Origin of the sequence: Mesorhizobium sp. B2-2-4 (assembly GCF_006442375.1) — a bacterium.
Taxonomy (GTDB): Bacteria; Pseudomonadota; Alphaproteobacteria; order Rhizobiales; family Rhizobiaceae; genus Mesorhizobium.
In genome coordinates this window covers 87169-109976 of the sequence record NZ_VFWB01000016.1, presented here as the reverse complement: position 1 = coordinate 109976, position 22808 = coordinate 87169, and the positions used below count along the sequence as shown (strand labels likewise).

Sequence of the window (22808 nt, the reverse complement as noted above, 5' to 3'; positions counted from 1 at the left end):
ACTTACAGCGTAAGGTTCATTTTTCACTTCACCTTACACAGTAAGGCTAACAAAGACCAGAGGAGGAAAACATGTCACACCATCGCATTGCCAAATCCGTGCATTCGTCCCTCCATCGTGCGTTGGCTCTAACCGCCGTGGCCTGCGTCCTCGCCGCGGCCCCTGCCTATGCCGACGACTACGATGCAACCATAAAGGACATCCAGTCGACCATGGGCGGCGTGCCGAGCTTTGTGAAGCAACTTCCCAAAGCCGGTCTGCCCGGCGCCTGGGCCGAGGTCAAGGCCATCGAACTCAGCGACAAGACGGCGCTGCCGCCAAAGGTAAAGTCATTGATCTCGCTGGCAGTGGCGGCGCAGATCCCGTGCAACTACTGCATCTGGTCGGACACGCAAAACGCCAAGCGCGCCGGCGCTACCGATGAGGAAATCCAGGAGGCGGTGGCGATGGCGGCGCTGACCCGCCATTGGAGCACCATCTTCAATGGCATGCAGGTCGATTTCGACACGTTCAAGAAGGAAATGGGCGGGCAGTGAAACGACACCCGCGGTGGTCCGCGCCTGCGGGCCACCGCAGAACTGCCCTCATCCGACAGCCATCATCTTCGCCTTCGATTGTCATCCAGCGGGAAATGCCGCATTGAAAGTGCAATCGCAAAGCATGGACGAGGCCGCAAATGGCGCCGGTCAAGGTCGACCCCGACAAGGTGCACGAATTCGAGGACGCCGAGAGCTTTTATACCTGGCTCGGCGAACATCATGACAGGGAAACCGAGGTCTGGATCAAAATCCACAAGACTGGCTCGGGACTGAAGTCGATCTCGGCAAAGGAAGCGATCGAGGTCGTGCTGTGCTGGGGCTGGATCGACGCGGTGCGCAAGGGGCTCGACGACAAGAGCTTCCTGCAGCGTTACACGCCGAGGACGAAGAAAAGCATCTGGAGCCAGATCAACATCGACAATGTCGCCCGGCTGATCGACGACGGCCGGATGACGCGGCATGGGCTCGCCGAGGTCGAAGCCGCCAAGGCCGATGGCCGCTGGGCGCGTGCCTATGCCAGCGGCAAGGACATGAAAATTCCCGATGACCTGCAGGCCGCGATCGATGCCGAGCCAGAGGCTCGGCAAATGCTCGAAAAACTCAGCGCGCAGAACCGCTTCGCGCTCGCCTTCCGTATCCACAACATGAAGACCGAAGCCGGGCGCAGGAAGAAGATCGAGAGTTTTGTCGAGATGCTCAAGCGCGGGGAGACGATCCATCCGCAAGTGAAGAAGTAAGGCTGCTCATGTGACGAGCGACAGGTTTCTTCCGGCTCGATGATCGCGATCCACATTATCAACAAGGCAGTGATCAGCCGCCGCTGACGTCCCTCAGGCCTTGCGTTCCCAGCGGCGGTCGGGCGTCTGCTGCCAATACGTCACCGCGTGGCCGGCGTCTTTCATCGTCTTCCAGTGCCCGCGGGCGGCCTCGACCTGGGCCGCATCGTGGCCGTCGAACAGGAACACGGCGCGCTCGTAGCCGCCAAGGTCCGGCGGCGCAGCGCCGTCCACCAGGAAGCGTATCTGCGCCGCGTTCGGGTTGCCTTCGCCGGTGGTCAAAAGGATCGGCTGTTCAGCGGGATGGGCTTCGCGATCAGTGGCGTGCGCGAGGAAGGAATCGTCACGGAACGTCCACAGATGCTGGTCGAGCGCGTCGCGCCGCTCCTCGGTGCCTGTCTGCACCACGGCGCGCCAGCCGCGATCGACGCTGCGCTCAAGTAGGCCGGGCAGCGCATCCTCCAGCGTCGATTCGGTCAGGTGATAAAACAGCACGTCGGCCATGGGTCCCGATCAGCTCTCGTAGTGATCGCGCACGAGCCGGTCGAGCAGCCGCACGCCAAAGCCGGAACCCCAGGACTGGTTGATTTCGTTCGACAGCGCCCCCATGGCAGTGCCTGCGATGTCGAGATGCGCCCAGGGCGTGTCCTTGACGAAGCGCTGCAAGAACTGCGCGGCGATGATGGCGCCGCCATAGCGGCCGCCGATGTTCTTCATGTCTGCATTCTTGGAATCGATCAGCTTGTCATATTCGGGACCGAGCGGCATGCGCCACAGCCGCTCCTGCGTCGACTGCCCGGCTGTCGCCAGGCGTTCCGCCAGTTCGTCATTGTTGGAGAACAGGCCGGCATAGTGCTGGCCGAGCGCGACCATGATCGCGCCGGTCAACGTCGCCAGGTTGACCATGAACTTCGGCTGGAAGCGGTCATTGCAGTACCAGAGCGCGTCGGCCAGCACCAGGCGCCCCTCCGCATCGGTGTTGAGCACCTCGATGGTCTGGCCCGACATCGAGGTAACGATGTCGCCGGGACGCTGCGCATGGCCGTCGACGGCGTTTTCCACCAGCCCGATGATGCCGACGACATTGGCCTTCGCCTTGCGGGCGGCGAGCGCATGCATCAGTCCGGTCACCGCCGCGGCGCCGCCCATGTCGCCCTTCATGTCCTCCATGCCGGATGCCGGTTTCATCGAATTGCCGCCGGTGTCGAAGGTGACGCCCTTGCCGATGAACGCGACGGGGCTGTCCTTGGCCTTGCCGCCGTTCCACTGCATGACGGCCATGCGGGCGCCGCGCGGCGAGCCCTGCGCGACTCCGAGCAGCGACCCCATGCCGAGTTTCTTCATTTCCTTCTCGGCCAGGATCTCGACCTTGACGCCGAGGGCCTCCAGTTCCTTGGCGCGGGCGGCAAACTCGACAGGTCCCAGGACGTTCGCCGGCTCGTTGACGAGGTCACGCGCCAAAAGCACGCCGTCGATCACCGCCTCGGTCTCGGCGAAGGCCTTCTTCGCGCCCGCCGGATCGGCGGTGTGGATGGTTATCTTGGCCGGCTTTTTCGGCTCGGCCTTGTCGCCTTGGCCATCGTCCTTGTCTTTCCTGGTCTTGTACTTGTCGAAGGAATAGCTGCGCAGAAGAATACCCGCGGCAAGGCTGGCCGCCTGCGCACCGCTTGACGAGGCGCCGACCACGTCGAGCACCACCGCCACGTCCGTCGCCTTGCGTAGCGACCCCGCGATGGTGCCTCCAAGCTTCGTCCAGGCGTATTCGTCGAGCCCCGACACCTTGCCGGCGCCGATCGCGACCAGCCTGTCGAGCGAGCTTGCCTGTGGCGTCAGCACTTCCACCACGCTGGCGAACTTGGCCGTGAATTCGGCCACAGGGAAGGCCCGTTCCAGCGTCTTGCCGGGATCATACGCCGCGGCGGTTTCGCTCAGGCCGCCATCATCCGCCGCCAGCACGAAGACCGTCCCCCTTCTGTTCGCGGCGGTCTGCGGCGCGGCGAATTTTGCGAAGGCGATCGAGGGTCTCTGGTTCATCATGTCCTGCTTTCGGGGAATGCGCGGCTCGCGCGAAGCGGTTGGAAGCGATCCGCGACATTTGGTCGTTTTCCGGCATTTGGCAAGACTTTGCCAAACGGGCTCCCCATATGGCACATGAATCGACGGCGATTCGTCGCGGCACGGCTCCGCTTTTTGGCCGCAACCTGTTGTTAACCATCGATGTTCGCCCTTTCTTATCCAATCCCGCCGACACTCCGGCCCAACGTGGCGCGCGATGTGGGACGGGAACCGGATCGTCTGCCTGACAGAGCCCGACGCAGCCAGTTGTGCGGGCGTCGCCGGACGGCTACCCTTATCCGGTGGCATGATGCCGTTCGAGAAAATTGAGAAAAGCCTTCATGAAGGTCGTTGAACGCTACATCATGCGCCGCGCTTTCGTGGTCTTTATTGCAGCGCTGGCCTGGACGCTGGCCATTGTCTGGACGACGCAGGTGCTGGCCAAGATCGACCTCGTCACCGACAGCGGCCAGTCGGCGCTGACCTTCTTCGAGGTTGCGGCCCTCATTCTTCCCTCGATCATTCCGATCGTGGTGCCCTTCGCGCTCGTGGTGGCGGTTGCCCAGACGCTCAGCGTCATGAATTCGGATTCGGAGCTTGCCGTCGTCAACGCAGCGGGCGCCTCGCGCTGGACCATTGTGCGGCCGATCATGATTCTCGCGGCCGCGGCCAGCGTCTTTTCCTTCGCCGTCGACAACGGCATCGACCCCTATGCGCGCCAGAAGAACCGGATGCTGGTGGCGGAGTCACGCGCGGATCTTCTGTCGCTGATCATCCAGGAGGGCACATTCCGCAAGATCGATGACGGGCTGTTCCTGCAGATAGGCGAGCGGCTTCCCGACAACCGGCTGGGCGGCATCTTCGTCGCGGATTCGCGCGAGGAAGGCGTCAACCTCGTCTACTATGCCAAGACCGGCAGCATCATCGAACGCGGCGGCGAAAAGGTGCTGATGATGAATGACGGCGTCATCCATCGAAAGACACTGACCGGCGACCTCTCGGTCATCCGCTTCACCTCCTATGCCTTCGACATGTCGGCCTTCATGGCGGCAGCGTCGGAGGTGACGCTGATGCCAAAAGACCAGACGACCCAGTACCTGCTCAACCCGAGTGCCAATGACAAGGTCTACCAGCAGCGCCCGAACGAATACCGGGCGGAGGTCGACCAGCGGTTCTCGGAATGGCTCTATTCCATGGTTTTCGCCCTGATCGCACTCGCGGTCGCCGGAGACGCACGCTCGCATCGCGAGGCGCGCGTCAATCCGCTGATCACGGCCATCGCGATATCGCTGTTCGTGCGCTGGCTGGGCTTTTTCGCCGCCAGCAAGGCCGATGAGGTTCCGCAATATGCGTATATGGTCTACGGCGTGCCCATCGTGTCGTCGGCGGTGGCAATCTGGTTCATCGCATCCAACCGGACGATGGAACTGCCAGTGGTCTGGGCAGATTGGCTGACGAATCTCGCCAGCCGGATGGCTGAAGCCTGGAATGCCGTCAAGCTGCGCCTGTCCAGGCGCAGCGCCTCGGGCCAGGGGGTCAGCTGATGGGCTGGACGCTGGGACGCTACTTCTTCTTCCGCTATGTCACGATCACCGTGTGGTTCTTCATCGGCCTGCTTGCGCTGGTGTTCCTGATCGATTTCACCGAGCTTTCCGGCCGCACGACCGGCCTGCCCGGCTTCACCTATGGAACGGCGCTGGCCATTTCCGGACTCAGGATGCCGATGATCATGCTGCAGACCGTGCCGTTTGTCGGTCTCTTCTCGGCGATGGCGACGCTGGTCTCGCTCAACCGCAGGTATGAACTGGTCATAGCGCGCTCAGCCGGCGTTTCGGCCTGGCAGTTCCTTCTGCCGTGCTGCATCGGAGCGCTGTTGTTCGGCGTCCTGTCGGTCGGTCTCATCAACCCGCTCGCAGCGCACGCCTTTTCCTGGTCCGAACAGATCGAAACCCAGTTGCGCTCGGGCAAGTCGAATACGGTGTCGGCCGACGCCGCGCCCTGGATCCGGCAGAAAACCAGCTCCGGAGACACCATCATCGGAGCGCGCGCCATCCTCAATCAGGGCCTGGAGATGGCTGACGCTGTCTTTTTCATCCTCGACCCGCAAGGCGATATCGTCGAGCGCAAGGATGCCGCGCGCGCCTACCTGCGGGACGGCTACTGGGAATTGCAGGACGTCAAGACCTTCAGGAACGGCACCATCCAGCCTGCGGCAAACGATCGCGTGCCGACCAATCTGAAGCCCGAATTCGTGCAGGAGCGGCTGGCGCGCCCGGAGACCATTCCATTCTACGATCTGCCGGGAAAAATCGAGGTTGCCCGTTCTTTCGGTCTCAAGGCAAATGCCTTTGCCATGCAGTTCGATTCGCTGGTGGCGTTGCCGTTCCTGCTCGTCGCCATGACGCTGATTGCGGCAACAGTTTCAATGCGATTTGCGAGGATGGGGCAATCGGCAACGATGATTCTGGGTGGCGTCGTTGCCGGGTTTCTGCTTTATGTCGTTTCGGTGCTGGTGAAGGCATTCGGCGTGGCGGGGTTCGTGCCGACTGTCGTAGCTGCCTGGGTGCCGGTCGTGGTAGCTATGTTCTTCGGGGTGACTTTCCTGCTATACAAGGAAGACGGCTAGTGAGGGAGGCCTTTTTGCCCAGTAACAGGCAGGCCGGTTTGGCGCGCCTTTATGCGGCGACCGCCTTGGCATGCCTGTTTGCATGCGCGGTTCCGCTGCCTGCGATCGCGCAGGATGTCGGCGACATGGCGACCAAGGTGCCGTCCGGCTCGCAGATGCTGCTGGCGGCCGATACGCTGGTCTATAACAACGACAATCAGACCGTGACCGCCGTCGGCGGCGTGCAGATCGACTATGGCGGCAACCGACTTGTCGCGCAGAAGGTCGAGTACAACCGCAACACCAAGCGCATGGTCGCAAGCGGCAATGTCGAGGTGATCAATAGCGACGGCACCAAGATCAATTCGGATCATATCGACATCACCGACGACTTCGCCGACGGTTTCGTCAACGCGCTCCGCGTCGAAACCATCGACAAGGCCTATTTCGCCGCCGAAAGCGCCGAACGCATGGGCGGCGTGCTGACCACCTTCCACAATGGCGTCTACACTGCCTGCGAACCGTGCGAGGACAAGCCCGACAAGGCGCCGACCTGGCGTGTGAAGGCCAGGAAGATCATCTGGAACGGCGAGAAGAAGACGGTCCGCTTCGAGAACGCGAATTTCGAATTCTTCGGCTTCCCGCTCGCCTACCTGCCGGCGTTCGAGATCGCCGACCCGACGGTGAAGCGCAAGAGCGGCTTCCTGATCCCCGGCATCATCTTCAAAAGCGATCTGGGCGTGGGAGTGAAGGTCCCCTATTATTTCGCGCTCTCGCCGACCTACGACCTGACCGTCACCGGCACCGGCTTTACCAAGCAGGGCTTTCTCGGTGAGGCCGAGTGGCGCCAGCGCTTCAACAATGGCGAATACAGCCTGAAGATCGCGGGGATTCAGCAACGAGACCCCGACGCCTTCATCGACGCCGCCGGCCGCAATATCGATTCGGGCAAGGCCGGCGATCCCAACAAATTCCGCGGCATGATGGGCACACAAGGCCAGTTCGCCATCAATTCGCGCTGGAATTTCGGCTGGGACGTGCTGCTGCAGACCGACAAGAACTTCTCGAATACCTACGCCATCGACAAATACAACGGGTACGTTCACCAGTCGTCGGTTTACCTGACGGGGCTCGACGGCCGTAATTATTTCGACCTGCGCGCCATGCATTTCGAGGTCCAGGAAAACACGCTCGACAGCAGCATCGCTGCGCGAAGCGGCCAGCAGCCCTGGGTGCTGCCCTCGCTCGACTATGCCTACATTCCGGATACATCGGTCGCAGGCGGCCAGCTGTCGTTCAACGTCAATTCGCGCGTCATCCGCCGCGATGACCTCGACGAGACCTATTTCACCCCCTACTTCCCCCCTTCAGGCACCCAACGTGTGCGCGGCATCGAGGGCGAATCCGGCCGGCTCACCGCCCAAGCCGAGTGGAAGCGGTCATTTGTCACCGATGACGGGTTGGTGCTGACACCCTTGCTGGCGCTGCAGGGCGACGTGGACTATGTCAACGCGTCATCAGCTTCACTCGCAGCCGTCAACCAGATGGCGACGAATTTGGGCGAGCAGGACGATATGCGCTCGTCTTTCGCCCGCTATATGGCAACCGCCGGACTCGAGATGAGCTGGCCGCTGCTGTTTTCGATGGCCAGCGGCTCCAGTCATGTGTTCGAGCCGATGGCGCAGGTCTTCCTGCGCCCGAACGAACAATATGTCGGCGGCCTTGCCGTCCCGAACGAAGATGCGCAGAGCATGGTTTTCGACGCGAGCACCTTGTTCGAGCGCGACAAGTTCTCCGGCTATGACCGCATCGAAGGCGGCTCGCGCGCCAATGTGGGCCTGCGCTATTCCGGTTCCTACATCAACGGCTGGGGCACCAACGCCATCTTCGGCCAGTCCTACCAGATCGGCGGCGAGAACTCCTTCGACGCGCCGGACCTGGTCAATGTCGGCGCCTATTCGGGCCTCGAAAACACCAAGTCGGACTATGTCGGCCTGTTTGGCGTCAGCAGCCCGAACGGGTTCGCCGCCTCGGTCAGCGGCCGTTTCGACGAGCAGAGCTTCGAGGTTCGCCGCGCCGAGGTAAAGGCCGCCTATTCCGGCCTGCCGGTGTCGCTGAGCGCCAAATACGCCTTCATCCAGGCTCAGCCGCTCTATGGTTTCACCACCGACCGCCACGAGGTCACGCTCGGCGCGTCCACGCATCTTGCCGAGAACTGGCGCGTGTTCGGGACGGGAACCTATGACCTCGAGGAAAGCCTGCTGGTCAAGGACGGGGTCGGTTTCGCCTACAATGATTCCTGCTTCACCTATCTGATGACGTACTCGCAGTCGCGCGACCTGAACACCAGGGAGGTGACGCAGAGCATCGGCTTCAACCTGTCGTTCCGCACCCTCGGCGATTTCGGATCGTCGAGCAGCGCCTTCGATACCACCCAGTAGCCCGCGACATCGTTTCGCCGCATAGGGCTGGCAGGGACTTCACAAACCCCGAAGAAGGATGAAGTTGGGCGGGACCGGGATAGAATTGGGATGTTTGCGATGAGGAAATACCTCTTTTCAGCAGGGTTGGCGCTTCTTGTGGTGGCGACATCCGTGTCGATGACCGTCATCACGCCGCCGGCTTTCGCCAGCGAGATCAAGTACGTCGTCAACGACATACCGATCACCAGCGGCGACATCGCGCATCGCGCCGCCTTCCTCAAGCTGCAGCGCAAGAAGGGCGACGCCGGCCAGGAAATGATCGATCAGACCTTGCGCATGGCCGAAGCCAGACGGCTTGGGATTCACATCAGCGACGCGCAGGTCGAGGCCGCGTACCAGCGCTTTGCCTCGAGCAACAAGATGCAGCTCAGCCAGCTCGACGGCGTCATGGAAAAGTCCGGCGTCAGCAAGGGCCATTTCAAGGAGTTCATCCGCGCCCAGATGGCCTGGAATCAGGCCTTGAGCGCGCGGTACCGTTCCGGCGAGGGCGGCAGCGTGACCGAGCAGGACGCGGTCAGGCGCATGCTCGACAAGGGCGGCTCCAAGCCGAGCGCCACTGAATACATGCTCCAGCAGGTCATCTTCGTCGTGCCGGCGGCCGAACGCAGCGCGACGCTGGGCAAGCGCAAGCGCGAAGCCGACGCCATGCGTGCCCGCTTCAATGGCTGCAACACGACGCGGCAGTTCGCCAAGGGCTTGATCGACGTCACGGTTCGCGATCTCGGCCGGGTGCTGGCGCCGCAACTGCCGCCGGACTGGGCCGAGCAGATCAAGGCCACCAAGGTTGGCGGCGCCACGCCTACCCGCCAAACGGAGCGCGGTGTCGAGTTCATCGGCATCTGTTCGTCGCGCGAGGTGTCCGACGACAAGGTCGCCCAGATGGTGTTCCAGAGCGAAGGCTCCAACGACAAGGCAGCCGACGATCTCAGCAAGAAATATGTCGACGAGCTGAAGGCAAAAGCCCGCATCGTCAAGCGCTGAGGTGGACAGGGCGATGCGCGCGCTGGCGTTGAGCGTCGGCGATCCATCCGGCATCGGGCCGGAAATCGCGATTGCCGCGTTTCTGGCGCGTACAGCCGCAGCCCTTCCGCCCTTCTATCTCCTCGCCGATCCCGCGCTGATCGCCTCGCGGGCGCGCCGCCTCGGCGTTTCGCTGCCTATCGAGGAAACGACGCCAGCGCAGGCAACCGAGGTCTTTGGCCACGCACTGCCGGTCGTTACGCTGGCTGCCCGCTTCATCGACAGCCCCGGCCAGCCGGACCCGACCAATGCGGCGGGCATCATCGAAGCGATCGATCGGGCGGTGGCCGCCAGCCTCGCCGGCGACGCCGCGGCCGTCGTCACCTGCCCGATCGCCAAGAAGCCGCTCTACGACGCCGGCTTCCGCTTTCCCGGCCACACCGAATATCTGGCGTATCTGGCGGCGCGCCACAGCGGCGTGGAAGCGATGCCGGTGATGATGCTGGCAGGCCCCGACCTGCGCACCGTTCCCGTCACCATTCACATCGCGCTGGCCGAAGTGCCGAAGGCGCTGACCACAGACCTGATCCTCGCTACGACGCGGGTCACCGCCGCCGACCTCAGGGACCGCTTTGGCATCGCCAACCCACGGCTCGCCATCGCCGGCCTCAACCCGCATGCGGGCGAGGATGGCTCCATGGGCCTGGAGGACCAGCGCATCATCCGACCGGCAATCGAGATCCTGCGAGCCGAAGGCATCGACGCGTTCGGGCCGTTGCCCGCGGATACCTTGTTCCATGCCCGGGCCCGGGCCGGCTACGACGTGGCGCTGTGCATGTATCACGACCAGGCGCTGATACCGGCCAAGGCGCTGGCCTTCGACGAAGCGGTCAACGTCACGCTCGGCCTGCCCTTCATCCGCACGTCGCCCGACCACGGCACCGCCTTCGATATCGCCGGCAAGGGCATCGCCCGGCCCGACAGCCTGATGGCGGCGCTGCGGCTTGCACGGCAGCTGGCCGACACCGACGCCAAATTTGTCACGCAATGAGGCTCAACTCATGAGCATGGATGGGCTGCCGCCGCTGCGCGAGGTCATCGAGCGCCACGGTTTGCAGGCAAAGAAGGCACTGGGCCAGAATTTTCTGTTCGACCTCAACCTGACCGGCAAGATAGCGCGCGCCGCCGGCAGCCTGGCGGAGACGACCGTAATCGAGGTCGGCCCCGGCCCTGGCGGGTTGACAAGGGCCCTGCTTTTCAACGGCGCGCGCAAGGTCGTCGCCATCGAGCGCGACGAACGCTGCCTGGCGGCCCTCGCCGAGATATCGGCCCATTATCCCGGTCGGCTGGAGGTCGTTTCCGGCGACGCTCTGAAGATCGACTTCCCGACGCTTGCCGCGACCGCCGGTGACGGCGGGCCGATCAGGATCGTGGCCAACCTGCCCTACAATATCGGCACGGAACTGCTGGTCCGCTGGCTGACCGTCGCGGAGTGGCCTCCCTTCTATGCCTCGATGACCCTGATGTTCCAGCGCGAGGTGGCCCAGCGTATCGTCGCCGCGCCTGGCAGCGAAGCCTATGGCAGGCTCGGCGTGCTGGCGGGGTGGCGCACGCAGGCCAGGATAGCGTTCGACGTGCCGTCCCAGGCGTTCACACCGCCCCCCAAGGTGACCTCTTCCGTCGTGCATCTCGAGCCGCGTGTGACACCGCTACATGCCGACGTGAAAAAACTCGGCCGCGTCACGGAAGCCGCCTTCGGCCAGCGCCGAAAGATGCTGCGGCAGAGCGTTAAGAGCCTCGGCGGCGAAGCCCTGCTCGAACGCGCCGGGATCGACCCGACCCGGCGCGCCGAGACGCTCGATGTCGAGGAGTTCGTGCGGCTGACCAATGCGGTGTAGCGCCGCCGGCCGTGGAAGCGCCGCGCAATCCGATCCTTGTCGAGCGCACGCTTCGAACTAGACGCCCAACACCGCTTTCACGCGCTCGCGCGTGTAGGGCAGGTCATAGATGCGTTTTCCCGCCGCATGGCGGAAGGCGTTGGCGATCGCGCCGGCTGTCGGGCCCTGCGCTGCTTCCGCGACGCCGAGATAGGGCGTGCCGGGATTGTCGACGACATGCACTTCCACGCTGTCCGGAACGGCGCTGAAGCGCAGGATCGGATAGGCCGACCAATCCGCGCTCAGGATGCGGGTGTCGTCGAAATGGACGGCCTCGTAAAGCGTCCAGCTCAGCGACTGCAAGATACCGCCTTCGGTCTGGTTGATGATCGAATCCGGCGCCACCGCTTCGCCGCAGTCGACCGCCGAGACCACATGCGAGATAGCGATCGCGCCGCTGTCGCGATCGACCTCCGCTTCAAGCGCGACTGCGAGATAGGCGGCGTGGTTCTTGTACTTGGCGAAGGCGAACCCCCGACCGCGGCCCTCCGGCATAGGATCATTGCTCCAGCCGAATTTTTGAGCCGCAACCTCGATCACCTTCCTGGCGCGCGGGTCCTTCATGTGCCTCAGCCGGTATTCCACGGGGTCGGCGCCGGCCGCGAGGGCCAGCTCGTCCATGAAGCTTTCGATCGAGAAGACGTTGCAGTAGGCGCCGAGACCGCGCAGGGACGAGACGCGCACCGGCATGTCGGCGACGAAATGCCAGTTCACCCGCTGGTTCGGCACATCGTATAGCGGGATGGCGTTGCGGTCGCCATTGCCGAGCGGCGAGATCTGCAGCTTGGCCGGATCGGGCGGGAAATGCTTCGCCACCAGCCGGCCGGCGATCAGCGAACCTGCCGTTCCCGGCCGCGTGCCGTGACTGTTGCTCCACAGATCATAGTGCCAGTTGACGATCTTGCCGCCGGCGTCGAGCGTTGCGCTGGCGCGCGTCAGCATGCCAGGGCCATAGGGCTCCCACAAATGCTCCTGATCGCGCATCCACTGCACGCGCACCGGCGTGCCGGGCAGCGCCTGCGCGATCAGCGCGGCGTCGGCCGCCGCGTCGTCGGCGCCATTGTGGCCGTAGCAGCCTGATCCCTCGGTGTGGATGCAGCGCACCTTTTCCGGTCCGACGCCGAGCATCTCGGCGATCGCCTTGCGGTCTGGATAAACGCCTTGAGTGTGCGTCCACACCGTGATGAGACCCTTGTCCGACAGGGCAACGGCAGCCGAGGGGCCGATCGACCCATGCATCTGGTAGGCGCGGGTGAACTGCGCCTGCAGCGTCTTTGCGCCGGCTGCCGTGTCCGCGCCGACCGAGGTCACGGTGCCGACCTCGGCGACCGAGCGTTCGAGGAAGGCGGGGATATTGTCCTGGTCCGGCAAGGCCGGCTGCTCCTGCCACTTCGCCTTGGCGGCCATGGCGCGCATGGCCTGGACCGCCTGGAATTCCTGCCTGGCCACCACGGCCAGGAAGTCGCCGTCGCGGATCACCGCCAGCACGCCCGGCATCGTCTTGATGGCGGCCTCGTCGACGCTGACGAGCTTGGCCGAATAGCTTGGTGGGCGAACGACGCGGGCATGCACCATGCCGGGAAGCCGCATGTCCTGAACATAGGCCTCGCCGCCCGTTACCTTTGCCGGAATATCGACGCGGGCAAACGGCTTGCCGATCGCGTGATAGCTGTCCGGCGATTTCAGCGCTGTGTCGGCCGATGCGTCCACATGCAGCAAATCCGCCACCACCAGTTCGCCATAGCCCACGGACTTCCCATCCGGCCCGGTGATCCTGCCGCTTGCCGCCTTGAGCTGGTCGGCCAGAACGCCGAGCTTCTCGCTGGCCTTGGCGACCAGGATCTGGCGCACCTGCGCCGAGGCGTAGCGTATGGCGGTGCCGCTGTTCTGGATCGTCTGGCTGCCGGCGGTATAGCCCTCGTTCGGCGTCAGCGCGGTGTCGGCGGTGATGAGCTTGATGGAAGCCGGCTCGACCTCCAGTTCTTCGGCGGCGATCTGGCGTAGCGACGTCCTGGTGCCTTGACCGAGTTCGGCCTTGCCAGTGAAGACGGTGATCGAACCGTCGGCATCCAACCTGATCCAGGCGTCGAGCGAGGGCGTATCGGCAAGGCTGCCCGGCAGTTTCTTGGCCGGCGCCGGCGTCGCGGGCGTCTGCGCCGTGGGCGCGGCCTCCTGAGCCTGCACGGGAATGGTGAAGGACACGACCAGCGCGCCGGTCCCGGCGAGAAAGCCGCGTCGTGTCAGGTCGGGAAAGGTTGGCGCGTTCATCATGCCCTCCCCGCGGCCGCGGCCGGCGCCAAGCCGGCCGATTTCGATTTCATCAGGTCGCGCGCGCGGCTCACTGCCCGCAGGATGCGCATATGCGTGCCACAGCGGCAGAGGTTAGGTTCCAGCGCCTGCCTGATATCGGCGTCACCGGCATCGGGTTTGGCCTCGAGCAGCGCCTGCGCCCGCATCATCATGCCGGCGATGCAATAGCCGCATTGCGCCGCCTGCTCCTCGATGAACGCTTTCTGCATCGGACCCGGGTTCTCGATCGTGCCCAAGCCCTCGACGGTCTTGACCTCGCGGCCCTCCACCAGCATCGCTGGCGTCAGGCAGGAGAAGACGGGCTTGCCGTCCACCATCACCGTGCAGGCGCCGCATTGGCCAAGGCCGCAGCCGAACTTGGCGCCGTTCAGCTTCAAATCGTTGCGCAGCACGTAAAGCAGCGGCGTCGCGGGATCGACGTCGACGTGGTGGGAGATGCCGTTGACGTTGAGATTGATCATCTGTCCTTCGCTCCTACATTGTCCGGGCCGCGCTCGATGCCGTCCGAGGGCCGGACGCTGACTTGGTATTTTCCGCTCCTGGTGTCGGCGATCCTGGCGGCCGCATCCTGCCAGGCCGGCTTGCCGGCAAAGGCATCGCGCAGATAGGCCAGCAGGTTATTCACCTGGTCGTCCTTCAGCGTCGCTGCGAATCCCGGCATGATGGCGCTCGGGCGCCCACTCGCCGCTGGCAGGCCAAACAGCACCGTGTTGATAACGTTCTGCGGATCTGGCGCGTTGACCGCGCTCGACAGATGGAAATTGATACCGCCGAAAGGCGGCGGACGGCTGCCGTCGTGGCAGGTGGCGCATGCCGCCTGGTAGATGACGGCTCCACGCGCCGCCGGCGTATCGGCGGATGTCGGCGCCACGCCGGCGGTCGACGCCGGGTCGGCCGCGGCGCGGCCGCGGATGGCCTGCGCGGCGGCCGTCCGTTCGGCGGATGGTTCGCCCATGAGCGACATGACGTAAGTGGCCATGGCGTCGATGTCGGCATCGGGAAGCCGGCCGAGATTGCCCGTCACTTCGCCCATCGGGCCATTGGCGACGCCGTGGTCGGCATGCCAGCCTTGCCTGAGATAGGCAAACAGGCTGTCATGCGTCCACGGTATCGGCGCCGGTGAAGTGCCGTCGAGCGCAAAGGCCGTCCAGCCTTCGGCCTCGCCGCCGGCCATGTGCGACCCCTTCTCTTCCGCGCCGAACCGATTGCGCGGCGTGTGGCAGGCGCCGCAATGACCGAGCCCATCGACCAGATAGGCGCCGCGGTTCCACTGCGTGCTTTGCGACGCATCGTTTTGATAGGCGCCCCTGTCGAAGAACAGCAGCTTCCAGCCGGCCAGCACGAGGCGCACATCGAGCGGGAAAGGCAGCTCGTTCGGAGGCGGCCGGTTGTTCACCGGCTGGCGCGTCATCAGATAGGCGTAGAGCGCGCGGTTGTCCTCATCGGAGACACGCGTGAAATGATCGAACGGGAAGGCCGTGTAGAGATGCCTGCCCTCGCGGTCGACGCCTTCGCGCATGGCGCGGTCGAAGGCTGCCTGCGGCCAGCGGCCGATACCGGTCTGCGGATCTGGCGTGATGTTGGTCGAATAGATGGTGCCGAACGGCGTCGGCACGGCGAGCCCGCCGGCATAGGACTTTTCACCGGGCCTGGTGTGGCAGGAGGTGCAATTGCCGACGGAGGCCAGTACAGCGCCTTTCTCGATCAACGCCGGGTCGAACGACGATCGTTGCGGCGGCTCGACAGGATCGATCGCCGGCTTCCAGGCATAGGCGAAAAATCCGGCGCCGCAGACAATGACGATGGCAAGAACGCCCAGCCAGAAGCGTTTCAAGATCTGCTCTCCCTCATGGCGGTACGCTGAAACGCTGCCGCCCCGGCCGTTACCGGCGCCGCGGACGCGTTCGTGCGGGAGAAACTAGGGGCGCTGCCCTCTTCGTCAATTGTCTGATTTATGGCGCCGAAAAGCGCATCTTGCAGGCGCGACCTGCCCGGGCACATCGTTTGGTGCTGCCGGCCTTCGGCTTGTCCGCCGGCCCATCTTCGTGGGCAAAGGAAAGGCTAGCTCGTCTTCTCGTCCAAAAGTCCCGAGACGAAGTCGAACAAGCCGGGCCGACGATCGCGCCGCAACCGCTCGGCGACAACGATGCCACGCACTTCGGCGAAGGCGCGATCGAGATCATCGTTGACGATGACGAAATCATACTCCTTCCAGTGCTCGATCTCGTTGCGCGCGTTCTTCAGCCGCGTCTCGATCACCGCTTCCTGATCCTCGGCGCGGCGCTTCAGCCTTGCCTTCAACTCCTTCATCGACGGCGGCAGGATGAAGATCGAGACGATGTCGGCGCGCATCTTCTCCTTGAGCTGCTGGGCGCCTTGCCAATCGATGTCGAACAGCATGTCGCGCCCTTGAGCGAGCGCAAGTTCCGCCGGTTCGCGCGGTGTCGCGTAGCAATTGCCATGCACCTGCGCCCATTCGAGCAGGGCGTCCGAATCGCGCAGCCGCTCGAACTCGCGCATGGTGCGGAAATGATAGTGAACGCCTTCGATCTCCGAGCCGCGGCGCGGCCTGGTGGTGACGGAGACCGACAGTTCGAGGCTGGAATCGCTCTCCAGAAGGTTGCGCGCAATCGTCGACTTGCCGGCGCCCGACGGCGACGACAGCACGAGCATCAGGCCCCGGCGGCGAATGCGGGACCCTAAATCCCTGGCGACCATCGGCTACTCCAGATTCTGGACCTGTTCACGGAACTGATCGACCACGGCCTTCAGTTCCAGTCCAATGGCGGTGACCGCGGCAGCGTTCGACTTTGAGCACAGCGTATTCGATTCGCGGTTAAATTCCTGTGCTAGAAAATCGAGCTTGCGTCCCATGGCGCCGCCGCCGGAAAGCAATGCACGACCGGACGTCACATGCGTCTTCAAGCGGTCGATCTCCTCGCGAATATCGGCCTTGGTGGCGAGGAAGGCGGCTTCCTGGTGCAAGCGGCCGACATCGAGGTTGGCCGAAGCATCCATCAAGAGCCGCACCTGTTCGGCGAGGCGCTCGCGGATGGCCGCCGGTTCGCGCGACGGATCCGCTTCAGCGCCCAGCGTCAGCGCCTCGATGGCGTCGATGTGGCCCAGCAGAAGCGTGCGAAGTGCCGCGCCCTCACCCTCGCGGGACCGCTCCAGCCCCTCCAGCGCCACCTCGAGTGCCGCCATGACGGCGTTGTCGAGCGCCGTGCGCACATCCTCGGTTTCGGTGGTCTCGGGAATATCGAGCACGCCGCGCAGCGACAACAATCCGTCGGCGCTCGCAGGAGCAACACCAAATTGTTCCTCGATCCGCTTGGCGAGCCCGGCCAGGTCCTTGAGGAAGGCCTCGTTGACAACGGGCTGGGACTGCATTCCGGCGGCGCGCGTGATGGTCAGCGTCGCCTGAAAATTGCCGCGCGCGAAACGTTTCTGAAGCGTCTGCCTGATGGCCGGCTCCAGCCGCTCGAAGCCCTGCGGCAGCCGCAGCCGCACCTCGACGCTCTTGCCGTTGACGGATTTGACCTCCCAGGCAATCGAGGTGCCGTCATGCTCGGCGACAGCACGCGCAAACCCGGTCATGCTCTGCAAATTCATGGTGCCTGCATACCCCCTGGCGCGTATTACGGATACTGCGTGATCCGGCCTCGCGCACCTTCAGAAAGCCGAAATGCCCGCCTGCCAATCGGCTTACGAGGCCCCGATAAATCCAAACGCTCCTGCTTTCAATCGACAGCGTGGACGAGTTGGAAAACCGTGCGCCGCTACTGGGCCGCCCCCGCGTCGCCGTCAATGGGCGCGTCGGTCTGCCCCTCCACCTTGGCATCAGCCTTGGCCGCGTCGTCGACTTGCTTCTTCTGCTGGGCTCGATAGCGCGCGACGTTCTCATTGTGCTCGTTAAGCGTGGCGGCGAAGACGTGTCCGCCAGTGCCGTCGGCAACGAAATAGAGGTCGTCGGTCTTTGATGGATTGGCTACCGCCTCCAGCGCCGCGCGGCCGGGATTGGCGATAGGCGTCGGCGGCAGGCCGTTGATCACATAGGTGTTGTAGGGCGTCGGCTTCTGGATGTCCGACTGATAGATCGGCCGGTCGGCGGGTTTGCCCTTGCCGCCGAACAGACCGTAGATGATGGTCGGATCGGATTGCAGGCGCATGCCCTTGGCCAGCCGGTTCAGGAAGACCGCGGCGACGCGCGAGCGCTCATCGCCCTTGCCTGTTTCCTTCTCGACTATCGAGGCCAGCGTGACGAACTCGTCAATGCTGGCGAGCGGCAGGTCGGCGGCGCGCCGCTGCCAGACCTCCTCGACCAGCTTCTTCTGGTCGGCCAGCAGCTTGTCGATCATCTGCTGGCGCGTGGCGCCGCGCGTGAAGCGCAGCGTATCGGTGGCGAGACTGCCCTCTGGAGGCACGGTGGCCGGCATGTCGCCGCTCAAGGCGGGCTCGCCTGCGATGCGCGCCAGCGCCTGCTCGACTGTCAGCCCTTCGGGAATGGTCAGCGAGTACATGACCGACTTGCCGCTCTTCAGCAATTCCATGATGTCGCGCATGGACGCCCGGGGCTTGATCTCGTATTCGCCGGCCTTCAGCGCCGAATCATTGCCGAAGGCCCTAACGCCAAGACGGAATATGCGGGCGTCGCTGATCAGGCCGCGCCGCTCGAGCTGGTCGGCGATATCCTGGACGCCGGTGTTCGGCTTGACCAGGAAGGTGTCGCCATTGGCCGATGGGCCGGGCTCGGTGAATTCCTGCTTGCCGAAGTAAAGCGCGATACCCGCCGCCAGAACCATCAGCATCACCAAGGAGATGACGAAGTTCATGAACACGACGACCTGACTGCGCGAAGCACGCGAGCGCTTCGGCGGCGGCGTGCCGGCCTCCGGCCGCAAGGCTTCGGCGGCTGTCTTCGGTACGATCGGCCCCGATGTCGCCTGCCCTTGCCCGAACTCTCCGTTGCCGGCCGGATTTGTGTTCATTTCGCCCTACCGTTTGATCTCTCAACGAATCCCCTGCGGCAGAGTAGGGGCGAATATGGCAAAATTGACGACACGCCGAAGCGCCGTCCGGCAGGCGGACGGTCAGCCATTGTAGCGCTGGAAGACCAGTGAAGCGTTGGTGCCGCCGAAGCCGAAGGAATTGGACAACGCCACGTCGATCTGGCGGGCACGCGGCTTGTTCGGCACCAGGTCGATCGCGGTCTCACGCTCCGGATTGTCAAGGTTGATGGTCGCCGGCGCGATGTTGTCGCGGATGGCGAGGATCGAAAAGATCGCTTCGGCAGCCCCTGCCGCGCCGAGGAGATGGCCGATCGACGACTTGGTCGACGACATCGAAATCTTCGATGCGGCATTGCCGACCAGCCGCTCGACAGCGCCGAGCTCGATCGTGTCGGCCATGGTCGAAGTGCCGTGCGCGTTGATGTAATCGACATCGGCGGGCGTCAGCTTTGCCCGGTTCAACGCCGCCGTCATGCAACGGAATGCGCCGTCGCCATCTTCAGCCGGTGCGGTGATGTGATAGGCGTCGCCGGTCAGGCCGTAGCCGGTCACTTCCGCATAGATCTTCGCGCCGCGCGCCTTGGCATGCTCGAGTTCCTCAAGCACGACGACGCCGGCGCCCTCGCCCATGACGAAGCCGTCGCGATCGCGGTCATAGGGCCGCGAAGCCGTTTGCGGCGCGTCGTTGCGCTCGGTCGAGAGCGCACGGCAGGCAGCGAAGCCAGCGATCGACAGTCGCGTCACCGGCGCTTCGGCGCCGCCGGCGACCATGACGTCGGCATCGCCCCAGATGATCAGCCGGGCTGCGTCGCCGATCGCATGCGCGCCGGTCGAGCAAGCGGTGACGACGGCATGGTTGGGGCCTTTCAGCCCATGCCGGATCGAAACCTGGCCGGAGACGAGATTGATGATCTGGCCGGGGATGAAGAAGGGGCTGATGCGGCGCGGGCCGCGCTCCTTCAGGATCATCGCGTTCTCGGCGATGCCTTCGATGCCGCCAATGCCCGAACCGATCAGAACGCCGGTGGCGCACTGCTCGGCATGGGTCTTCGGCTGCCAGCCGGAATCCTTCAGCGCCTCGTCGGCGGCTGCGATCCCGTACAGGATGAAGTCGCCGATCTTGCGCAGTTCCTTCGGCTCGAGCACCGCCTCGGGATTGAAGGTGGCGTTGCTGCCGTCACCACGCGGAACGACATGGGCGATCTTGCAGGCAAGATCCTCCACCTCGAACTCGGTGATGCGCTTGGCGGCGCTGCGGCCGGTCAGAAGTTCCTTCCAGCTGTGCTCGAAGCCCATGCCGAACGGCGACAGCAACCCAAGGCCCGTGACGACGACACGCCTCATCGCAGGTCCTCCCCGGTGATGACTGCGGAAAGCGTCAGGCCGAAGCCTTGTCGATGTACTTCACGGCATCGCCCACCGTCAGGATGGTTTCAGCCGCGTCATCGGGGATCTCGACGCCGAATTCTTCTTCGAACGCCATGACGAGTTCGACCGTGTCGAGACTGTCGGCGCCCAGATCGTCGATGAAGCTCGCCTGCTCCGTCACCTTGTCGGCATCGACGCCCAGGTGCTCGATGACAATCTTCTTGACGCGCTCTGCGGTGTCACTCATTTGGGGCATCCTCGTCTTTTGGTTGTCTGTCTTCGTTAGCGGGCGGAATGCCGCTAATCAAGCTGAAAGATGGTCCCGCCGGAAACGCAATGGCCGCAGACCGGTTTTTGCCCGAACCGCCGGGTTGCGGGCCGCATTACACGAAAAATCGTGGGCGTCCAAGCCGAAATGGTCGCTTTTCACAGCCCGCCCAGGCGTTGCCTGTCGCCGTCTCAAAGCCACCGCGAATGCCCGGGCCCGGCCCGAAATGCATGCTTTGGCCGACCCGATCAGATCATCGCCATGCCGCCGTTCACATGGATGGTTTGGCCGGTGACGTAGCCGGCCTCGTTGGAGGCAAGATAAGCGACGGCGGACGCCACTTCGGCGCTGGTGCCCATGCGGCGCGTCGGGATAGCGGCCATGATCGCCTCCTTCTGCTTGTCGTTGAGCTTGTCGGTCATCGCCGATTCGATGAAGCCCGGGGCGACACAGTTGACGGTTATGCTGCGGGTGGCGATCTCCTGCGCCAGCGATTTGGAAAAGCCGATCATGCCGGCCTTGGAGGCGCAGTAGTTGGTCTGGCCGGGATTGCCGGTGACGCCGACCACCGAGGTAATGTTGATGATGCGGCCGTGGCGACGGCGCATCATCGGATGGGTCAGCTCACGCGTCAGCCTGAACACGGCCGTCAGATTGACTTCGAGCACGCTGTCCCAGTCGGCGTCCGACATCCGCACGAACAGCCCATCCTTGGTGATGCCGGCATTGTTGACCAGGATGTCGACGCCCTCGAGATCGGCCTCCGCTTTCTGGCCGAGCGCCTTGACCTCGTCGCGGTTCGATAGGTCGGCCGGAAACAGCTTCACCCGGTCGCCGAGTTCGGCGGCCAACGCCTCCAGTTTCTCGACGCGCGTGCCGTGCAGGCCGACGATGGCGCCTTGCGCATGCAGCACCCTGGCGATCGCCTCGCCGATGCCTCCTGACGCGCCGGTGACAAGTGCCTTGCGGCCGGTCAGTTCGAACATGTGTTTTCCTCTTTGGTTTCGGAAGCTCAGCGAGCAACCTTATCTGTATACGTCTCGCGGGTATCCGATTGCCATCACCAACGGAATATCTTCAGCGATACAAGCCGCGCCAGAAATCATCAGCTTTCATAATATCCTCTTCCCCTCGCCCAATGCGTCCTGCAGCTTCGGCCGCCAAGTCATAATCTTCCACATCGTCCAGGCCGCGCTGGATGAGTTCGCACAAACAATCAACTTTGCTGCGGCCTGTCCTAGCGACAAAGGAGTCCAGGCGCTGTTCGATTTCGGCAGAAAGACGGATTGAGACAGGCATGCCAAACCTCGTGAGTTCGTCAAATTCAGTCGCGGCGCCTCACCCGAGCGCCGCCAGTGCGGTTTCGACCTCGGCCGCGGAACCGACCGATGCCGTGGCGATTTCGCGGTTGATGCGCCGGGCCAGCCCTGAAAGCACTTTTCCCGCGCCGACTTCATAGAGCGTGGTGACGCCGTTCGCGCCGAACCACTCCACTGTCTCGCGCCAGCGCACGCGGCCGATCACCTGTTCGAACAGACGGCGCGCAATGATTTCGGGATCGCTGGTCGGAGTGACCGTGACATTGGAGACGAGCGGCACGACAGGCGCGTTCTTGGTTACCCCGGCCAGCGCCTCGCGCATGATCTCGGCGGCGGGCGCCATCAGCGCCGAATGGAAGGGCGCGGAGACCTGCAGCATCAGCGCTCGCTTGGCGCCTTTTTCCGTGCACAGTTTGGCAGCCAGTTCGACCGCTGCCCTGGCGCCGGAAATCACCAGCTGGCCACCGCCATTGTCGTTGGCGATCTGGCAGACCGATCCTTTGGCAGCCTCGGCGCAGGCGGCTTCGACATCGGCCTGCTCCAGTCCGATGATCGCCGCCATGGCGCCTTCGCCGGCGGGCACCGCCGCTTGCATGGCATTGCCGCGGATGCGCAGCAGCCTGGCGGCATCGGCAACCGAGACGAAGCCGGCGGCGGCAAGCGCCGAATATTCGCCCAGCGAATGGCCAGCGACGTAGGTAATCTTGTCCTTCAGCGAGAAGCCGCCCGCTTCCAAGGCCCTGATCGCGGCCAGCGATACGGCCATCAGCGCCGGCTGCGCGTTGGCGGTGAGCGTCAGCGTCTCTTCCGGCCCTTCCCAGATCAGCTTCGACAGGTTTTCGCCGAGCGCGTCGTCGACTTCGCTAAAAACCCTACGCGCCTCGGGGAAGGCATCGGCGAGGTCCTTGCCCATGCCGACAGCCTGGCTGCCTTGTCCCGGAAAGGTGAATGCAACGGCCATGTGTGGGCTCCCAAAGCTCGGTTCTGCTTGCCTGATACACGAATTTTCCTGCCTGTGACGCAACGCGGCCTGCCAAGTCAAGCCCGGTTCGACCCGGCCCCTTGGCAGCTTTGCCGGCCGAGTGCCTGTTCCAAAAGGCTTTTTGGCGATCACTCCTGATGAAAACCGCTCACGAATCGTTTGCTGGCTCTTCTTATTTCCGCCACAGGCGCTAGCTT

21 protein-coding genes are annotated in these 22808 nt (G+C 63.9%); 8 read left to right on the top strand and 13 right to left on the bottom strand.

Annotated features, from left to right (window positions below):
- Window positions 1–71 precede the first annotated feature (71 nt).
- Entirely contained in the window at window positions 72–536 is a 465-nt protein-coding gene (locus FJ959_RS29185; protein ID WP_140494422.1) for a carboxymuconolactone decarboxylase family protein, read from the top strand.
- Window positions 537–676: 140 nt separating this feature from the next.
- Window positions 677–1276, top strand: a complete 600-nt coding sequence (locus FJ959_RS29180) for a YdeI/OmpD-associated family protein (RefSeq protein WP_140494424.1) — start codon at window positions 677–679, stop codon at window positions 1274–1276.
- Between the two features lie 93 nt (window positions 1277–1369).
- Here FJ959_RS29180 and FJ959_RS29175 read toward each other — a convergent pair whose 3' ends face one another.
- Together FJ959_RS29175 and FJ959_RS29170 are read right to left on the bottom strand one after the other, a co-directional pair.
- Window positions 1370–1819 carry a DNA polymerase III subunit chi gene (locus tag FJ959_RS29175; protein WP_140494426.1) on the bottom strand — a complete coding sequence of 150 codons (450 nt, stop codon included), beginning with the start codon at window positions 1817–1819 and terminating at the stop codon, window positions 1370–1372.
- 9 nt (window positions 1820–1828) lie between these two features.
- Entirely contained in the window at window positions 1829–3349 is a 1521-nt protein-coding gene (locus tag FJ959_RS29170) for a leucyl aminopeptidase (RefSeq protein WP_140520639.1), read from the bottom strand.
- Between the two features lie 362 nt (window positions 3350–3711).
- Between FJ959_RS29170 and lptF the strand changes: the two genes are divergently transcribed.
- The 6 genes from lptF to rsmA all read left to right on the top strand — a co-directional run bounded on the left by lptF (window position 3712) and on the right by rsmA (window position 11316).
- The gene (gene lptF / locus FJ959_RS29165; RefSeq protein ID WP_140520640.1) at window positions 3712–4914 is read left to right on the top strand and encodes an LPS export ABC transporter permease LptF; all 1203 of its coding nucleotides are present in this window, start codon (window positions 3712–3714) and stop codon (window positions 4912–4914) included.
- Complete coding sequence (lptG, locus tag FJ959_RS29160) at window positions 4911–5996, top strand: LPS export ABC transporter permease LptG (protein ID WP_181165175.1); 1086 nt, start codon at window positions 4911–4913, stop codon at window positions 5994–5996. The genes lptF and lptG overlap by 4 nt, the downstream gene beginning before the upstream one ends.
- Complete coding sequence (locus tag FJ959_RS29155) at window positions 5996–8416, top strand: LPS-assembly protein LptD (RefSeq protein ID WP_181165135.1); 2421 nt, start codon at window positions 5996–5998, stop codon at window positions 8414–8416. Before lptG ends, FJ959_RS29155 begins: the two co-directional genes overlap by 1 nt.
- A 90-nt stretch (window positions 8417–8506) precedes the next feature.
- Window positions 8507–9439 carry a peptidylprolyl isomerase gene (locus FJ959_RS29150; RefSeq protein ID WP_181165136.1) on the top strand — a complete coding sequence of 311 codons (933 nt, stop codon included), beginning with the start codon at window positions 8507–8509 and terminating at the stop codon, window positions 9437–9439.
- 13 nt (window positions 9440–9452) lie between these two features.
- The gene (gene pdxA / locus FJ959_RS29145; RefSeq protein WP_181171803.1) at window positions 9453–10469 is read left to right on the top strand and encodes a 4-hydroxythreonine-4-phosphate dehydrogenase PdxA; all 1017 of its coding nucleotides are present in this window, start codon (window positions 9453–9455) and stop codon (window positions 10467–10469) included.
- Window positions 10470–10479: 10 nt separating this feature from the next.
- Window positions 10480–11316 (top strand): 16S rRNA (adenine(1518)-N(6)/adenine(1519)-N(6))-dimethyltransferase RsmA, encoded by an 837-nt coding sequence (gene rsmA, locus FJ959_RS29140; RefSeq protein WP_140633434.1) that lies wholly within the window; start codon window positions 10480–10482, stop codon window positions 11314–11316.
- Window positions 11317–11373: 57 nt separating this feature from the next.
- On the opposite strand, the gene FJ959_RS29135 is transcribed toward rsmA, so the two are convergent.
- The 11 genes from FJ959_RS29135 to fabD form a co-directional block, all read right to left on the bottom strand.
- Entirely contained in the window at window positions 11374–13623 is a 2250-nt protein-coding gene (locus tag FJ959_RS29135; protein WP_140633431.1) for a molybdopterin cofactor-binding domain-containing protein, read from the bottom strand.
- Window positions 13623–14126, bottom strand: a complete 504-nt coding sequence (locus FJ959_RS29130; RefSeq protein WP_140520646.1) for a (2Fe-2S)-binding protein — start codon at window positions 14124–14126, stop codon at window positions 13623–13625. The genes FJ959_RS29135 and FJ959_RS29130 overlap by 1 nt, the downstream gene beginning before the upstream one ends.
- Window positions 14123–15499 (bottom strand): c-type cytochrome, encoded by a 1377-nt coding sequence (locus FJ959_RS29125; RefSeq protein WP_140633428.1) that lies wholly within the window; start codon window positions 15497–15499, stop codon window positions 14123–14125. Before FJ959_RS29125 ends, FJ959_RS29130 begins: the two co-directional genes overlap by 4 nt.
- A 227-nt stretch (window positions 15500–15726) precedes the next feature.
- On the bottom strand, window positions 15727–16383 hold the full coding sequence (gene gmk, locus FJ959_RS29120; RefSeq protein WP_140633426.1) for a guanylate kinase: 657 nt from the start codon (window positions 16381–16383) through the stop codon (window positions 15727–15729).
- A gap of 3 nt (window positions 16384–16386) precedes the next feature.
- A complete protein-coding gene (locus FJ959_RS29115) occupies window positions 16387–17277 on the bottom strand; it encodes a YicC/YloC family endoribonuclease (RefSeq protein ID WP_140633423.1) in 891 nt (296 codons plus the stop codon).
- Window positions 17278–17444: 167 nt separating this feature from the next.
- Entirely contained in the window at window positions 17445–18653 is a 1209-nt protein-coding gene (gene mltG, locus FJ959_RS29110) for an endolytic transglycosylase MltG (protein ID WP_140494453.1), read from the bottom strand.
- A 102-nt stretch (window positions 18654–18755) separates the two neighbouring features.
- The gene (gene fabF, locus FJ959_RS29105) at window positions 18756–20018 is read right to left on the bottom strand and encodes a beta-ketoacyl-ACP synthase II (RefSeq protein WP_140494455.1); all 1263 of its coding nucleotides are present in this window, start codon (window positions 20016–20018) and stop codon (window positions 18756–18758) included.
- Between the two features lie 34 nt (window positions 20019–20052).
- Entirely contained in the window at window positions 20053–20289 is a 237-nt protein-coding gene (locus tag FJ959_RS29100) for an acyl carrier protein (protein ID WP_006203723.1), read from the bottom strand.
- Between the two features lie 269 nt (window positions 20290–20558).
- Window positions 20559–21296 carry a 3-oxoacyl-[acyl-carrier-protein] reductase gene (gene fabG, locus FJ959_RS29095; RefSeq protein WP_140561835.1) on the bottom strand — a complete coding sequence of 246 codons (738 nt, stop codon included), beginning with the start codon at window positions 21294–21296 and terminating at the stop codon, window positions 20559–20561.
- Between the two features lie 91 nt (window positions 21297–21387).
- Window positions 21388–21609 carry a CopG family transcriptional regulator gene (locus FJ959_RS29090; protein WP_140633420.1) on the bottom strand — a complete coding sequence of 74 codons (222 nt, stop codon included), beginning with the start codon at window positions 21607–21609 and terminating at the stop codon, window positions 21388–21390.
- 39 nt (window positions 21610–21648) lie between these two features.
- A complete protein-coding gene (gene fabD, locus FJ959_RS29085; RefSeq protein ID WP_140633417.1) occupies window positions 21649–22590 on the bottom strand; it encodes an ACP S-malonyltransferase in 942 nt (313 codons plus the stop codon).
- Window positions 22591–22808: the final 218 nt, after the last annotated feature.